Raw genomic sequence first — 12,868 nt, forward strand, 5'->3', positions numbered from 1 at the left:
AGATGGCTAAGCAGATCAAGGGCGTCCTGGGCGAGAAGCTCGGTATGACGCAGGTGTGGGACGAGAACAACCGCGTTGTTCCGGTCACCGTCGTCAAGGCAGGGCCTTGCGTCGTGACCCAGGTCCGCACCGCTGACTCGGACGGCTACAACGGCGTCCAGATCGCCTTCGGCGAGATCGACCCGCGCAAGGTGAACAAGCCCCTCAAGGGCCACTTCGCCAAGGCGGACGTGACCCCGCGCCGCCACCTGGTGGAGCTGCGTACCGCTGATGCCAGCGCGTACACGCTCGGCCAAGAGGTCACCGCCGAGGTGTTCGAGTCCGGTGTCAAGGTCGATGTGACCGGCACCAGCAAGGGCAAGGGCACCGCCGGTGTCATGAAGCGCCATGGCTTCGCTGGCCTCGGCGCCGGTCACGGCACGCAGCGCAAGCACCGTTCGCCTGGCTCCATCGGTGGCTGCGCCACCCCGGGCCGCGTGTTCAAGGGCATGCGCATGGCTGGCCGCATGGGCAACGAGCGGGTCACCACCCAGAACCTGACCGTCCATGCCGTTGACGCGGAGAAGGGCCTGCTCCTGATCAAGGGCGCGGTTCCTGGTCCGAACGGCGGCCTCGTCCTGGTCCGTACCGCGTCCAAGGGGGCCTGAGGTAACCGATGAGCACCATTAACATCCTTTCGCCGGCAGGCGACACGGCCGGGACCGTCGAACTCCCCACGGAGATCTTCGACGTGCAGGTCAGCATTCCGCTGATCCACCAGGTTGTCGTCGCCCAGCTGGCCGCTGCCCGACAGGGCACGCACAAGACCAAGACCCGTGGCGAGGTCCGCGGCGGTGGCCGCAAGCCTTACCGCCAGAAGGGCACCGGCCGCGCCCGTCAGGGTTCGACCCGCGCGCCGCAGTTCGCCGGTGGTGGCGTCGTGCACGGACCCGTGCCGCGCGACTACTCGCAGCGCACCCCGAAGAAGATGAAGGTCGCCGCCCTGCGCGGTGCCCTCTCCGACCGGGCGCGTCACAGCCGCATCCACGTCGTCTCTGGCGTGGTCGATGGCGGGGTCTCCACCAAGGCCGCGAAGAGCCTGTTCGGCAAGATCAGCGAGCGTAAGAACCTGCTGCTCGTCGTCGATCGGTCCGACGAGGCCGCGTGGCTGTCCGCCCGCAACCTGCCCCAGGTGCACATCCTGGAGCCGGGCCAGCTGAACACGTACGACGTGCTCGTCTCCGACGACGTGGTCTTCACTCAGGCTGCCTTCGAGTCCTTCGTGGCCGGTCCTGTTGCGTCGGCCAAGGCTGTCGCTTCCGAGGCTGAGCTCGAAGGGAGCGACGCCTGATGAGTGAGGCAACCGCGGAGATCATCACCAGCAAGACCTACACGGACCCCCGTGACATCCTGGTCAAGCCGGTGGTTTCCGAGAAGAGCTACGCGCTGCTCGACGAGAACAAGTACACGTTCATCGTTGACCCGCGCGCGAACAAGACCCAGATCAAGCAGGCCGTCGAGGCGGTCTTCTCGGTCAAGGTCACCGGGGTCAACACGATCAACCGGCAGGGTAAGCGCAAGCGGACCAAGACCGGTTTCGGCAAGCGCAAGGACACCAAGCGCGCCATCGTGACCCTCGCCGAGGGCGACCGTATCGACATCTTCGGCGGCCCGGTCTCCTAACGGAGATCGGAACGTCCAGAAGTCCGGAATCTTCCGAGGACTGAGAAATGGGTATCCGCAAGTACAAGCCGACGACTCCGGGCCGTCGTGGCTCCAGCGTCGCCGACTTCGTCGAGATCACGCGGTCCACGCCGGAGAAGTCGCTGGTCCGCCCGCTGCACAGCAAGGGCGGTCGTAACAACGCCGGTCGTGTGACCGTTCGCCACCAAGGTGGCGGACACAAGCGCGCGTTCCGCGTAATCGACTTCCGCCGTCATGACAAGGACGGCGTCCCGGCGAAGGTCGCACACATTGAGTACGACCCCAACCGCACTGCGCGCATCGCGCTCCTGCACTACGCGGACGGCGAGAAGCGCTACATCATCGCCCCCGCTGGCCTGAAGCAGGGTGACCGGATTGAGAACGGCCCTGGGGCCGACATCAAGCCGGGCAACAACCTGCCGCTGCGCAGCATCCCGGTCGGTACGGTCATCCACGCCATCGAGCTGCGGCCCGGCGGCGGTGCGAAGTTCGCCCGCTCCGCTGGTGTCTCCGTGCAGCTGCTGGCGCGTGAAGGCTCCATGGCCCACCTGCGTATGCCGTCTGGTGAGATCCGTCTGGTTGACGTCCGCTGCCGCGCCACTGTTGGCGAGGTCGGCAACGCCGAGCAGTCGAACATCAACTGGGGCAAGGCCGGCCGCATGCGCTGGAAGGGCGTCCGCCCGACCGTCCGCGGCGTCGTGATGAACCCCGTAGACCACCCGCACGGTGGTGGTGAGGGCAAGACCTCCGGTGGTCGCCACCCGGTCTCGCCGTGGGGTCAGAAGGAGGGCCGTACGCGCTCGCCGAAGAAGGCCAGCAACAAGTACATCGTCCGCCGCCGCAAGACGAACAAGAAGCGCTAGGAGCGGGTTTAGATGCCGCGCAGTCTCAAGAAGGGGCCCTTCGTCGACGACCACCTGATCAAGAAGGTGGACGTACAGAACGAAGCAGGCACCAAGAACGTCATCAAGACCTGGTCCCGCCGCTCCATGATCGTCCCGGTCATGCTCGGCCACACGATCGCGGTGCATGACGGCCGTAAGCACGTCCCGGTGTTCGTCACCGAGTCGATGGTCGGCCACAAGCTCGGCGAGTTTGCGCCGACCCGCACCTTCCGCGGCCATGAGAAGGACGACCGCAAGTCGCGTCGTCGCTGATCTGCGGAAAGCGAAGACTATGACAGACACCGAAGGGACAACCATGGAAGCCAGGGCCCAGGCGCGGTACATCCGCGTTACGCCCATGAAGGCCCGCCGCGTGGTGGACCTTATCCGTGGCATGGATGCCACGGAGGCTCAGGCGGTCCTGCGTTTCGCCCCGCAGGCCGCGAGCGTGCCGGTCGGCAAGGTGCTCGACAGCGCCATTGCCAACGCCGCGCACAACTACGACCACACCGACGCCGGCAGCCTCGTCATTTCTGAGGCCTTTGTCGACGAGGGCCCGACCCTGAAGCGGTTCCGTCCGCGCGCCCAGGGCCGCGCCTACCGGATCCGCAAGCGGACCAGCCACATCACCGTGGTCGTCAGCAGCAAGGAAGGAACCCGGTAATGGGCCAGAAGGTAAACCCGCACGGGTTCCGGCTCGGTATTACCACGGACTTCAAGTCCCGTTGGTATGCCGACAAGCTGTACAAGGACTACGTCAAGGAAGACGTCGCGATCCGCAAGATGCTCACACAGGGCATGGAGCGGGCCGGCATCTCCAAGGTCGAGATTGAGCGCACCCGGGACCGGGTCCGCGTGGACGTCCACACCGCCCGGCCGGGCATTGTCATCGGCCGTCGTGGCGCGGAGGCCGACCGGCTCCGGGGCAACCTGGAGAAGCTCACCGGCAAGCAGATCCAGTTCAACATCCTTGAGGTGAAGAACCCGGAGACGGACGCTCAGTTGGTGGCCCAGGCCGTCGCCGAGCAGCTCTCCTCGCGTGTTTCCTTCCGTCGTGCCATGCGTAAGAGCATGCAATCGACGATGAAGGCGGGCGCCAAGGGCATCAAGATTCAGTGTGGTGGTCGCCTCGGCGGCGCCGAGATGTCCCGCTCGGAGTTCTACCGCGAGGGTCGGGTGCCCCTGCACACCCTGCGCGCCAACGTGGACTACGGCTTCTTCGAGGCCAAGACGTCCTTCGGCCGCATCGGTGTGAAGGTCTGGATCTACAAGGGCGACGTCAAGAACATCGCCGAGGTCCGCGCCGAGAACGCTGCGGCCCGTGCGGGCAACCGCCCCGCGCGTGGTGGTGGCGGCGGCGGTGGCGGTGGCAACGAGCGCCCGGCCCGTGGTGGCCGTGGTGGCGAGCGTGGCGGCCGAGGCCGCAAGCCGCAGCAGCAGTCGGCTCCGGCTGCCGAGGCCCCCAAGGCCGAGGCGCCCGCCGCCGCTGCTCCGGCGGAGACCACTGGAACGGAGGCCTGACCGACATGCTGATCCCTCGCAGGGTCAAGCACCGCAAGCAGCACCACCCGAAGCGGTCGGGTATGGCCAAGGGTGGGACGGAGCTTGCGTTCGGCGAGTACGGCATTCAGGCCGTTACCCCGGCGTACGTGACGAACCGCCAGATCGAGGCCGCTCGTATCGCGATGACCCGCCACATCAAGCGTGGCGGCAAGGTCTGGATCAACATTTACCCGGACCGGCCGCTGACGAAGAAGCCCGCCGAAACCCGCATGGGTTCCGGTAAGGGTTCGCCGGAGTGGTGGATCGCGAACGTCAAGCCAGGTCGGGTGATGTTCGAGCTGTCCTACCCGAACGAGAAGGTCGCTAAGGAGGCGCTAACCCGCGCCGCCCACAAGCTTCCGATGAAGTGCCGGATCGTCCGGCGCGAGGCAGGTGAGTCGTGATGGCGGCCGGTACCAAGGCGACCGAGCTGCGCGAGCTGAACGACGAGGATCTCGTCGACAAGCTGCGCGAGGCCAAGGAGGAGCTGTTCAACCTCCGCTTCCAAGCGGCGACCGGACAGCTGGAAAACCACGGCCGGCTGAAGGCCGTCCGCAAGGACATCGCCCGGATCTACACCCTGATGCGTGAGCGCGAGCTGGGCATCGAGACGGTGGAGAGCGCCTGATGAGCGAGACGAATGTGACTGAGACTGAGAACGCCGGCGGCTCTGCCGCGGGGATCAACCGTGGCTTCCGCAAGACCCGTGAGGGTCTGGTCGTCGGTGACAAGATGGACAAGACCGTCGTCGTCGCCGTTGAGGACCGCGTCAAGCACGCGCTGTACGGCAAGGTCATCCGTCGTACGAACAAGCTCAAGGCGCACGACGAGCAGAACGCCGCGGGCGTCGGTGACCGGGTCATCATCATGGAGACCCGGCCGCTGTCTGCGACGAAGCGCTGGCGCATCGTCGAGATCCTCGAAAAGGCCAAGTAATCCCCTCCGAGGGGGACCCCCTCGGAATAGTTCCGCCAGGCTCGGCAGGGACTTGAGTCATCAAGTCCCTGCCGGGAACCGGCAGACGATCAGGAGATAGACGTGATCCAGCAGGAGTCGCGACTGCGCGTCGCCGACAACACTGGTGCGAAGGAAATCCTTTGCATCCGTGTTCTCGGTGGTTCCGGTCGCCGCTACGCGGGCATCGGTGACGTCATTGTCGCCACCGTCAAGGATGCGATCCCCGGTGGCAACGTGAAGAAGGGTGACGTCATCAAGGCGGTCATCGTGCGCACCGTCAAGGAGCGCCGTCGCCCCGATGGCTCGTACATCCGCTTCGACGAGAACGCCGCCGTCATTTTGAAGAACGACGGTGACCCCCGCGGCACCCGTATCTTCGGCCCGGTCGGCCGTGAGCTGCGCGAGAAGAAGTTCATGAAGATCGTCTCGCTCGCGCCGGAGGTGCTGTAACCGATGAAGATCAAGAAGGGCGACCTGGTCCAGGTCATCACCGGTAAGGACAGGGGCAAGCAGGGCAAGGTCATCGTGGCCTACCCCCGCGAGGACCGTGTTCTGGTCGAGGGTGTCAACCGGGTCAAGAAGCACACCAAGGCCGGTCAGAGCGCTCGTGGTTCGAAGACCGGTGGCATCGTGACGACCGAGGCCCCCGTCCACGTGAGCAACGTCCAGCTCGTGGTGGAGAAGGACGGCCAGAAGGTCGTCACCCGCGTCGGGTACCGCTTCGATGACGAGGGCAACAAGATCCGCGTTGCCAAGCGGACCGGTGAGGACATCTGATGACTGCCACCACTGCAAGCGCGCCGAGCACGCCTCGCCTGAAGCAGCGCTACCGCGAAGAGATCGTCGGCAAGCTGCGTGAGCAGTTCTCGTACGAGAACATCATGCAGGTTCCCGGTCTCACCAAGATCGTGGTCAACATGGGTGTGGGCGACGCCGCCCGTGACTCCAAGTTGATCGAGGGCGCCATCCGCGACCTCACCACGATCACTGGTCAGAAGCCGGCCGTCACCAAGGCTCGCAAGTCCATCGCGCAGTTCAAGCTGCGTGAGGGTCAGCCGATCGGTGCCCACGTCACCCTCCGCGGTGACCGGATGTGGGAGTTCCTGGACCGTACGCTGTCGCTCGCGCTGCCGCGTATCCGTGACTTCCGTGGCCTGTCGCCGAAGCAGTTCGACGGCCGGGGTAACTACACCTTCGGTCTCACGGAGCAGGTCATGTTCCACGAGATCGACCAGGACAAGATCGACCGGGTCCGGGGCATGGACATCACCGTGGTGACGACCGCCCAGAATGACGATGAGGGCCGTGCTCTGCTTCGTCACCTCGGCTTCCCGTTCAAGGAGAACTGACCGTGGCGAAGAAGGCTCTGATCGCTAAGGCCGCCCGCAAGCCGAAGTTTGCTGTCCGCGGGTACAACCGCTGCCAGCGCTGCGGCCGGCCGCACTCCGTCTACCGCAAGTTCGGCCTGTGCCGTGTGTGCCTTCGTGAGATGGCCCACCGCGGCGAGCTGCCGGGCGTAACCAAGAGCTCCTGGTAGTCCCGTTCCACGCCTGGTGAACGCCCCTTGGGGCGGGCACCGGAGTGGTACAACGGATTTCCCAGAGCTCTCGGTAAGTATTCGGTCGGTGGGTGCCCCGCTCTTCTTCCCGTAAGGTAAGAGGGTTGGGCGCCCTGCCGCCCGAGACCGCTGCGGGCACTGAGCCCGCAAGAAGTCGCTTACTACGCCGAAGGTCCCCGCGCCGCACCCGTCCCGATCTGACTCGGGGAGAGGGATGGCACAGATAGGAAACCCCGGCGAGAGAGGCCGAAGGCCAATTCATGACCATGACTGATCCCATCGCGGACATGCTGACTCGTCTGCGGAACGCGAACTCGGCTTACCACGACGATGTCTTGATGCCGCACAGCAAGATCAAGTCTCACATCGCGGAAATCCTCCAGCAGGAGGGTTACATCACCGGCTGGAAGGTCGAGGACGCCGAGGTTGGTAAGAACCTCGTCCTTGAGCTGAAGTTCGGCCCGAACCGTGAGCGTTCGATCGCTGGCATCAAGCGCATTTCAAAGCCGGGCCTGCGGGTCTACGCAAAGTCCACCAACCTGCCGAAGGTGCTCGGCGGCCTGGGCGTGGCGATCATCTCCACGTCGCACGGGCTGCTCACCGGCCAGCAGGCACAGAAGAAGGGCGTGGGTGGGGAAGTCCTCGCCTACGTCTGGTAACCGGGAACGGAGGAATAGCCAATGTCGCGTATTGGACGGCTGCCCATCCAGGTTCCCGCTGGTGTGGACGTCACCATCGATGGCCGCACGGTTCAGGTGAAGGGCCCCAAGGGCGCCCTCAGCCACACCGTTGCCGCGCCCATCGAGATCGCTAAGGGCGAGGACGGCGTGCTCAGCGTCACACGCCCCAACGACGAGCGTCAGAACAAGGCCCTGCACGGCCTGTCCCGGACGCTGGTGGCGAACATGATCACCGGCGTGACCGCGGGCTACAGCAAGGCTCTTGAGATCAGCGGTGTCGGCTACCGCGTCCAAGCGAAGGGCTCCAACTTGGAGTTCGCGCTGGGCTACAGCCACCCCATCCTGATCGAGGCCCCCGAGGGCATCACCTTCAAGGTCGAGTCCCCGACCAAGCTCAGCGTCGAGGGGATCGACAAGCAGAAGGTCGGCGAGGTTGCCGCGAACATCCGCAAGCTGCGGAAACCCGACCCGTACAAGGCCAAGGGCGTTAAGTACGCGGGCGAGGTCATCCGCCGCAAGGTCGGAAAGGCTGGTAAGTAAGCCATGGCATACGGTGTGAAGATCGCGAAGGGCAATGCCCGTAAGGGTGCCGCCCTCAAGCGGCGCCACATCCGCGTTCGCAAGCGGATCTCGGGTACGACCGAGCGTCCCCGTCTCGTGGTCACGCGTTCCAACCGCCACATGGTGGCGCAGATTGTCGACGACATTGCGGGCCATACGCTCGCGTCGGCGTCGAGTCTGGACGTGTCGATCCGTGGTGGAGAAGGCGACAAGAGCGCCCAGGCCAAGCAGGTCGGGGCCCTGGTCGCCGAGCGTGCCAAGGCCGCCGGCGTCGAGGCCGTGGTGTTCGACCGCGGTGGCAACCAGTACGCCGGGCGCATCGCCGCTCTGGCGGACGCCGCCCGCGAAGCCGGGCTGAAGTTCTAAGCCCCGGTTCCGGAGCTAGCGGACCGTAACAGAGAGAGGTAAATCCAATGGCTGGACCCCAGCGCCGCGGTGGCGGCGCCGGTGGCGGCGAGCGGCGGGACCGGAAGGGCCGGGACGGCGGTGCTGCCGAGAAGACCGCGTACGTTGAGCGCGTTGTCGCGATCAACCGCGTCGCCAAGGTCGTGAAGGGTGGTCGTCGCTTCAGCTTCACCGCGCTGGTCGTGGTAGGTGACGGTGACGGCACCGTAGGTGTCGGATACGGGAAGGCGAAGGAGGTTCCGGCCGCCATCGCCAAGGGTGTTGAGGAGGCCAAGAAGAACTTCTTCAAGGTCCCCCGGATTCAGGGCACCATCCCGCACCCGATCCAGGGTGAGGAGGCCGCGGGTGTCGTGCTGCTGAAGCCGGCTTCGCCCGGTACCGGCGTTATCGCCGGTGGCCCGGTGCGTGCCGTGCTGGAGTGCGCGGGCATTCACGATGTGCTCAGCAAGTCGCTCGGTTCGTCGAACCCGATCAACATCGTGCACGCCACGCGTGCGGCTCTCCAGGGGCTTCAGCGTCCCGAGGAGATCGCCGCCCGTCGTGGTCTGCCGCTGGAGGACGTCGCCCCCGCAGCTCTGCTGCGGGCGCGTGCCGGGGTGGGTGCGTAATGGCTCGCCTCAAGGTCACGCAGACGAAGTCGTACATCGGTAGCAAGCAGAACCACCGCGACACCCTGCGTTCGCTCGGCCTGAAGCGGCTGGGTGACGTGGTTGTCAAGGAAGACCGCCCCGAGTTCCGCGGCATGGTGAAGACCGTCCGCCACCTCGTGACGGTTGAGGAGGTTGACTGATCATGGCTAGTTCTTCGGAGAGCAAGCCGCTCAAGGTCCACAACCTCCGTCCCGCCCCCGGCGCCAAGACTGCCAAGACCCGTGTGGGTCGTGGTGAGGCGTCGAAGGGTAAGACGGCCGGTCGTGGCACCAAGGGCACGAAGGCCCGTTACCAGGTTCCGGAGCGCTTTGAGGGCGGGCAGATGCCCCTCCACATGCGTCTTCCGAAGCTGAAGGGCTTCAAGAACCCTGCCCACAAGCAGTTCCAGGTGGTCAACCTGGAGAAGCTGGCGTCGCTTTACCCGCAGGGTGGCGAGGTCACGGTGGCCGATCTGGTCGCCAAGGGCGCGGTGCGTAAGAATGAGCTCGTCAAGGTGCTTGGCGCCGGCGAGATTTCCGTGGGGTTGCAGGTGACGGTGGACGCCGTCTCCAGCTCCGCCAAGGAGAAGATTGCCGCTGCTGGCGGCTCCGTCACCGAGCTTCTCTGAGTCTGTGACAACCTACCGGGGATGTCCCTTCACAGGGGCATCCCCGGTTGGTCGTTCCTAGGGGGGCCCAGTCGCCGGTAAGGTGGCGTGCGCTGTTACCCTCCGCGTGGCCTGTGTCCGCGCGGGTTTTGACTGATTTCTATTTGTCGATCCCCAAGACCGTCACCTCTCGCGCTTGTCGCGGGGGGCGCAGGAGGCACCGTGCTCACCGCGTTCGCCCGAGCGTTCAAGACGCCCGACCTGCGCAAGAAGCTGCTCTTCACACTGGGCATCATCGTGCTGTATCGGGCCGGAGCGCACATTCCGGTTCCCGGCGTCGATTACACGAATGTCCAGGAGTGCATGGACCAGGCCGAGGCCCAGCAGGGCTTGTTCGGCCTGGTGAACATGTTCAGCGGTGGCGCGCTGTTGCAGATCACCATCTTTGCGCTAGGGATCATGCCGTACATCACGGCGAGCATCATCCTTCAGTTGCTGACGGTGGTGATCCCCCGCCTTGAGGCCCTGAAGAAGGAAGGGCAGTCCGGGCAGGGGAAGATCACGCAGTACACCCGTTATCTGACGGTTGCGCTCGCGATCCTGCAAGGAACCGGCCTGGTAGCCACCGCGCGCAGCGGTTCGCTGTTCCAGAACTGCTCGGTGAGCGACAGCATCGTCCCCGACGACTCAATCTTCGTGACGATCACGATGGTCATCACGATGACCGCGGGCACCGCCCTGGTGATGTGGCTCGGTGAGCTCATCACCGACCGGGGCATCGGTAACGGCATGTCCATCCTGATGTTCATCTCCATCGCCGCGGGCTTCCCCAGCGCGCTGTGGGCGATCCGGCAGCAGGGCAAGATCATGGACGGCTGGCTGGAGTTCAGCCTCGTCATCCTGTGTGGTCTGGCGATGGTCGGCCTCGTGGTCTTCGTGGAGCAGGCGCAGCGGCGCATCCCAGTCCAGTACGCGAAGCGCATGATCGGCCGCCGTTCCTACGGCGGAACCTCGACCTACATCCCGCTGAAGGTGAACCAGGCGGGTGTGATCCCGGTCATCTTCGCCTCGTCACTGCTCTACATCCCGGCGCTCATCGCCCAGTTCAGCGGTTCCGATGCGGGATGGGCGACGTGGGTAGAGAACAACTTCGTGACGGGTGATCACCCGGTTTACATCATCACGTACTTCCTGCTGATCGTTTTCTTCGCCTTCTTCTACGTCGCGATCTCGTTCAACCCCGAAGAAGTCGCCGACAACATGAAGAAGTATGGTGGTTTCATCCCGGGCATCCGGGCTGGTCGTCCCACTGCGGAGTACCTGAGCTACGTTCTGAATCGCATCACGTGGCCCGGCTCGTTGTACCTGGGCCTGATCGCTCTGGTGCCGACGGTGGCGCTGGTGACGCTCAACGCCAATCAGAACTTCCCGTTCGGTGGTACCAGCATCCTCATCATCGTGGGTGTGGGCCTGGAGACGGTGAAGCAGATCGAGAGCCAGCTTCAGCAGCGACACTACGAAGGGTTCCTCCGCTGATGCGAATCGTCCTCGTCGGGCCTCCCGGGGCGGGCAAGGGAACGCAGGCTGCGTACCTCGCCAAGAACTTGTCGATCCCGCACATTTCCACGGGCGACCTCTTCCGCGCGAACATCAGTCAGGGCACGCCCCTGGGCCAGCAGGCCCAGGAGTACATGAAGGCCGGGCACTTGGTGCCGGACGAGGTCACGGTGGGCATGGCCAAGGACCGGATGGCGCAGCCCGATGCGGAGCAGGGGTTCCTGCTCGACGGCTTCCCGCGCAACCTGCACCAGGCCAAGGTCCTTGACCAGCTTCTGGTAGAGGCCGGGCAGCGACTGGACGCGGTGCTGGACCTGGAGGTCCCGGAGGGGGAGGTCGTGAAGCGGATCGCCGGACGGCGCACCTGCCGTACGGACTCCAGCCACACCTTCCACGTGCAGTACAACCCGCCGAAGCGTGAGGGTGTGTGTGACCTCTGTGGTGGCGAGTTGTACCAGCGCGAGGACGACAGTGAAGAAACGGTCCGCAAGCGTCTTGAGGTCTACCACAGCGAAACCGAGCCGATCATCGACTTCTACAAGGCCCAGGGCCTTGTCGTGACGATCTCGGCGCTGGGCAAGGTGGCCGATGTGACGCAGCGGGCGATGGAGGCACTGCCGCAAAAGGCGGCGTAGTTCTCCCGGTCGAGTGACCGGGCCTGGCAAGGCCCCCGGTCACGGGGCGGGATGCCGGGCGAGACGGCGTGGTGACGTGGTACGGCCGTGGTGCTCCTGTGGAGCACCACGGCCGTACTGTTGTATGTGCACGAATCACAGAAGGCGGAAGGCAGCCCATGCTGGAGATCAAGACCCCGGAGCAGATCGCGAAGATGCGCGAGGCGGGGCTGGTCGTCGCGCGCATTCACCAGGCGTGCCGCGAGGCGGCCGTTGTGGGCGCCACCACCAGGGATCTGGACGAGGCCGCTCGTAAGGTGCTCGCGGACGCCGGTGCGAAGTCGAACTTCCTGGGTTACGGGGGCTTCCCCGCGACCATTTGCACGTCGGTGAACGACGTGGTGGTGCACGGCATCCCGGACGCGGAGACGGTGCTGCGAGACGGTGACCTCATCTCCATCGACGCGGGCGCCATCGTGGACGGCTGGCACGGAGACGCGGCGTTCACCGCCTTCGTCGGCGAGGGGCATGCGCCGGAGCTGCACGAGCTGAGCCGGGTCACCGAGGAGTCGATGTGGGCCGGGATCGCCGCGGTCCGCAAGGGCAACCGGCTGGTGGACATCTCCAAGGCCATCGAGGGCTACATCCGGCGGCAGCCGCGGCCCGCGTCCGGTAAGTACGGGATCGTCGAGGACTACGGCGGGCACGGCATCGGCAGCGAGATGCACATGGAACCGCACCTGCTGAACTATGTGAGTCGTAAGCGTGGCAAGGGCCCCAAGCTGGTGTCCGGCTTCTGTATCGCCATCGAGCCGATGGTGAGCCTGGGTACGGCCGCGACGCATGTGCTGGCTGACGACTGGACGGTCAAGACGGACGACGGCTCCTGGTCGAGCCACTGGGAGCACTCGGTGGCGCTGACCGATGAGGGCCCGCTGGTGCTGACCGCGGTGGACGGCGGCAAGGCGAAGCTGGCGGAGTACGGCGTGACGACGGCGCCTGACCCGCTCGCCGCGAGCTGAGCTCGTCTCGTCTGGTCCTGCTTGAGCTGGCGCGAGCCTGCATGAGCTGGCTTGAGCCTGCTTGAGCTGGCTTGAGAACCCGTTGTCTTTCCGAAGGTGATCGCTGCGTTTCCGCTGGTCAGGAATGAGATCGGCGCTTCGGCGGCAGGGATGACGTGTCGTGTCGTCT

The 12,868-nt window shown here is 65.3% G+C and carries 23 protein-coding genes; all 23 read left to right on the forward strand.

Going from position 1 to position 12,868, the window contains the following annotated elements; translation table 11 throughout:
• Window positions 1-2 precede the first annotated feature (2 nt).
• Complete coding sequence (gene rplC, locus FHS42_RS25045) at window positions 3-647, forward strand: 50S ribosomal protein L3 (protein WP_184575677.1); 645 nt, start codon at window positions 3-5, stop codon at window positions 645-647.
• A gap of 8 nt (window positions 648-655) precedes the next feature.
• Window positions 656-1,330, forward strand: coding sequence for a 50S ribosomal protein L4 (gene rplD / locus FHS42_RS25050; RefSeq protein WP_184575679.1), 675 nt, complete (start codon window positions 656-658; stop codon window positions 1,328-1,330).
• Window positions 1,330-1,662: a 50S ribosomal protein L23 gene (rplW, locus tag FHS42_RS25055; RefSeq protein WP_184575681.1), complete on the forward strand. Its 333-nt coding sequence runs from the start codon at window positions 1,330-1,332 to the stop codon at window positions 1,660-1,662. Before rplD ends, rplW begins: the two co-directional genes overlap by 1 nt.
• A gap of 47 nt (window positions 1,663-1,709) precedes the next feature.
• On the forward strand, window positions 1,710-2,546 hold the full coding sequence (gene rplB / locus FHS42_RS25060) for a 50S ribosomal protein L2 (protein ID WP_184575683.1): 837 nt from the start codon (window positions 1,710-1,712) through the stop codon (window positions 2,544-2,546).
• Between the two features lie 12 nt (window positions 2,547-2,558).
• On the forward strand, window positions 2,559-2,840 hold the full coding sequence (gene rpsS / locus FHS42_RS25065) for a 30S ribosomal protein S19 (RefSeq protein WP_184575685.1): 282 nt from the start codon (window positions 2,559-2,561) through the stop codon (window positions 2,838-2,840).
• A gap of 43 nt (window positions 2,841-2,883) precedes the next feature.
• Window positions 2,884-3,231 carry a 50S ribosomal protein L22 gene (gene rplV / locus FHS42_RS25070; protein ID WP_184575744.1) on the forward strand — a complete coding sequence of 116 codons (348 nt, stop codon included), beginning with the start codon at window positions 2,884-2,886 and terminating at the stop codon, window positions 3,229-3,231.
• Window positions 3,231-4,088 carry a 30S ribosomal protein S3 gene (gene rpsC, locus FHS42_RS25075; RefSeq protein WP_184575687.1) on the forward strand — a complete coding sequence of 286 codons (858 nt, stop codon included), beginning with the start codon at window positions 3,231-3,233 and terminating at the stop codon, window positions 4,086-4,088. Before rplV ends, rpsC begins: the two co-directional genes overlap by 1 nt.
• A gap of 5 nt (window positions 4,089-4,093) precedes the next feature.
• The gene (gene rplP / locus FHS42_RS25080; protein ID WP_176163506.1) at window positions 4,094-4,513 is read left to right on the forward strand and encodes a 50S ribosomal protein L16; all 420 of its coding nucleotides are present in this window, start codon (window positions 4,094-4,096) and stop codon (window positions 4,511-4,513) included.
• A complete protein-coding gene (rpmC, locus tag FHS42_RS25085; protein WP_184575689.1) occupies window positions 4,513-4,737 on the forward strand; it encodes a 50S ribosomal protein L29 in 225 nt (74 codons plus the stop codon). Before rplP ends, rpmC begins: the two co-directional genes overlap by 1 nt.
• Complete coding sequence (gene rpsQ / locus FHS42_RS25090) at window positions 4,737-5,045, forward strand: 30S ribosomal protein S17 (RefSeq protein WP_184575691.1); 309 nt, start codon at window positions 4,737-4,739, stop codon at window positions 5,043-5,045. Before rpmC ends, rpsQ begins: the two co-directional genes overlap by 1 nt.
• Before the next feature lie 102 nt (window positions 5,046-5,147).
• Window positions 5,148-5,516 (forward strand): 50S ribosomal protein L14, encoded by a 369-nt coding sequence (gene rplN, locus FHS42_RS25095; RefSeq protein WP_176163508.1) that lies wholly within the window; start codon window positions 5,148-5,150, stop codon window positions 5,514-5,516.
• 3 nt (window positions 5,517-5,519) lie between these two features.
• Window positions 5,520-5,843: a 50S ribosomal protein L24 gene (gene rplX / locus FHS42_RS25100; RefSeq protein WP_184575693.1), complete on the forward strand. Its 324-nt coding sequence runs from the start codon at window positions 5,520-5,522 to the stop codon at window positions 5,841-5,843.
• Window positions 5,843-6,415: a 50S ribosomal protein L5 gene (gene rplE / locus FHS42_RS25105; protein WP_184575695.1), complete on the forward strand. Its 573-nt coding sequence runs from the start codon at window positions 5,843-5,845 to the stop codon at window positions 6,413-6,415. The genes rplX and rplE overlap by 1 nt, the downstream gene beginning before the upstream one ends.
• Before the next feature lie 2 nt (window positions 6,416-6,417).
• Entirely contained in the window at window positions 6,418-6,603 is a 186-nt protein-coding gene (locus FHS42_RS25110; RefSeq protein ID WP_073492416.1) for a type Z 30S ribosomal protein S14, read from the forward strand.
• A 281-nt stretch (window positions 6,604-6,884) separates the two neighbouring features.
• Entirely contained in the window at window positions 6,885-7,283 is a 399-nt protein-coding gene (rpsH, locus tag FHS42_RS25115; RefSeq protein ID WP_184575697.1) for a 30S ribosomal protein S8, read from the forward strand.
• Window positions 7,284-7,304: 21 nt separating this feature from the next.
• A complete protein-coding gene (rplF, locus tag FHS42_RS25120) occupies window positions 7,305-7,844 on the forward strand; it encodes a 50S ribosomal protein L6 (RefSeq protein WP_184575699.1) in 540 nt (179 codons plus the stop codon).
• A gap of 3 nt (window positions 7,845-7,847) precedes the next feature.
• Entirely contained in the window at window positions 7,848-8,231 is a 384-nt protein-coding gene (gene rplR / locus FHS42_RS25125) for a 50S ribosomal protein L18 (protein ID WP_184575701.1), read from the forward strand.
• Between the two features lie 47 nt (window positions 8,232-8,278).
• The gene (gene rpsE, locus FHS42_RS25130; protein ID WP_184575703.1) at window positions 8,279-8,878 is read left to right on the forward strand and encodes a 30S ribosomal protein S5; all 600 of its coding nucleotides are present in this window, start codon (window positions 8,279-8,281) and stop codon (window positions 8,876-8,878) included.
• Window positions 8,878-9,060: a 50S ribosomal protein L30 gene (rpmD, locus tag FHS42_RS25135; RefSeq protein WP_176163515.1), complete on the forward strand. Its 183-nt coding sequence runs from the start codon at window positions 8,878-8,880 to the stop codon at window positions 9,058-9,060. Before rpsE ends, rpmD begins: the two co-directional genes overlap by 1 nt.
• 2 nt (window positions 9,061-9,062) lie before the next feature.
• On the forward strand, window positions 9,063-9,527 hold the full coding sequence (rplO, locus tag FHS42_RS25140; protein ID WP_184575705.1) for a 50S ribosomal protein L15: 465 nt from the start codon (window positions 9,063-9,065) through the stop codon (window positions 9,525-9,527).
• 201 nt (window positions 9,528-9,728) lie between these two features.
• On the forward strand, window positions 9,729-11,042 hold the full coding sequence (gene secY, locus FHS42_RS25145) for a preprotein translocase subunit SecY (RefSeq protein WP_184575707.1): 1,314 nt from the start codon (window positions 9,729-9,731) through the stop codon (window positions 11,040-11,042).
• A complete protein-coding gene (locus FHS42_RS25150) occupies window positions 11,042-11,698 on the forward strand; it encodes an adenylate kinase (protein WP_184575709.1) in 657 nt (218 codons plus the stop codon). The genes secY and FHS42_RS25150 overlap by 1 nt, the downstream gene beginning before the upstream one ends.
• Before the next feature lie 158 nt (window positions 11,699-11,856).
• On the forward strand, window positions 11,857-12,699 hold the full coding sequence (map, locus tag FHS42_RS25155; RefSeq protein ID WP_184575711.1) for a type I methionyl aminopeptidase: 843 nt from the start codon (window positions 11,857-11,859) through the stop codon (window positions 12,697-12,699).
• Window positions 12,700-12,868: the final 169 nt, after the last annotated feature.

This window comes from Streptomyces zagrosensis, assembly GCF_014203645.1.
In the GTDB taxonomy this organism is placed as follows: domain Bacteria; phylum Actinomycetota; class Actinomycetes; order Streptomycetales; family Streptomycetaceae; genus Streptomyces; species Streptomyces zagrosensis.

Bases quoted from the DNA above. Each gene is read 5' to 3' on its own strand.
- rplC (WP_184575677.1), top strand. From the start codon at position 3: ATGGCTAAGCAGATCAAGGGCGTCCTGGGCGAGAAGCTCGGTATGACG.
- rplD (WP_184575679.1), top strand. From the start codon at position 656: ATGAGCACCATTAACATCCTTTCGCCGGCAGGCGACACGGCCGGGACC.
- rplW (WP_184575681.1), top strand. From the start codon at position 1,330: ATGAGTGAGGCAACCGCGGAGATCATCACCAGCAAGACCTACACGGAC.
- rplB (WP_184575683.1), top strand. From the start codon at position 1,710: ATGGGTATCCGCAAGTACAAGCCGACGACTCCGGGCCGTCGTGGCTCC.
- rpsS (WP_184575685.1), top strand. From the start codon at position 2,559: ATGCCGCGCAGTCTCAAGAAGGGGCCCTTCGTCGACGACCACCTGATC.
- rplV (WP_184575744.1), top strand. From the start codon at position 2,884: ATGGAAGCCAGGGCCCAGGCGCGGTACATCCGCGTTACGCCCATGAAG.
- rpsC (WP_184575687.1), top strand. From the start codon at position 3,231: ATGGGCCAGAAGGTAAACCCGCACGGGTTCCGGCTCGGTATTACCACG.
- rplP (WP_176163506.1), top strand. From the start codon at position 4,094: ATGCTGATCCCTCGCAGGGTCAAGCACCGCAAGCAGCACCACCCGAAG.
- rpmC (WP_184575689.1), top strand. From the start codon at position 4,513: ATGGCGGCCGGTACCAAGGCGACCGAGCTGCGCGAGCTGAACGACGAG.
- rpsQ (WP_184575691.1), top strand. From the start codon at position 4,737: ATGAGCGAGACGAATGTGACTGAGACTGAGAACGCCGGCGGCTCTGCC.
- rplX (WP_184575693.1), top strand. From the start codon at position 5,520: ATGAAGATCAAGAAGGGCGACCTGGTCCAGGTCATCACCGGTAAGGAC.
- rplE (WP_184575695.1), top strand. From the start codon at position 5,843: ATGACTGCCACCACTGCAAGCGCGCCGAGCACGCCTCGCCTGAAGCAG.
- rpsH (WP_184575697.1), top strand. From the start codon at position 6,885: ATGACCATGACTGATCCCATCGCGGACATGCTGACTCGTCTGCGGAAC.
- rplF (WP_184575699.1), top strand. From the start codon at position 7,305: ATGTCGCGTATTGGACGGCTGCCCATCCAGGTTCCCGCTGGTGTGGAC.
- rplR (WP_184575701.1), top strand. From the start codon at position 7,848: ATGGCATACGGTGTGAAGATCGCGAAGGGCAATGCCCGTAAGGGTGCC.
- rpsE (WP_184575703.1), top strand. From the start codon at position 8,279: ATGGCTGGACCCCAGCGCCGCGGTGGCGGCGCCGGTGGCGGCGAGCGG.
- rpmD (WP_176163515.1), top strand. From the start codon at position 8,878: ATGGCTCGCCTCAAGGTCACGCAGACGAAGTCGTACATCGGTAGCAAG.
- rplO (WP_184575705.1), top strand. From the start codon at position 9,063: ATGGCTAGTTCTTCGGAGAGCAAGCCGCTCAAGGTCCACAACCTCCGT.
- FHS42_RS25150 (WP_184575709.1), top strand. From the start codon at position 11,042: ATGCGAATCGTCCTCGTCGGGCCTCCCGGGGCGGGCAAGGGAACGCAG.
- map (WP_184575711.1), top strand. From the start codon at position 11,857: ATGCTGGAGATCAAGACCCCGGAGCAGATCGCGAAGATGCGCGAGGCG.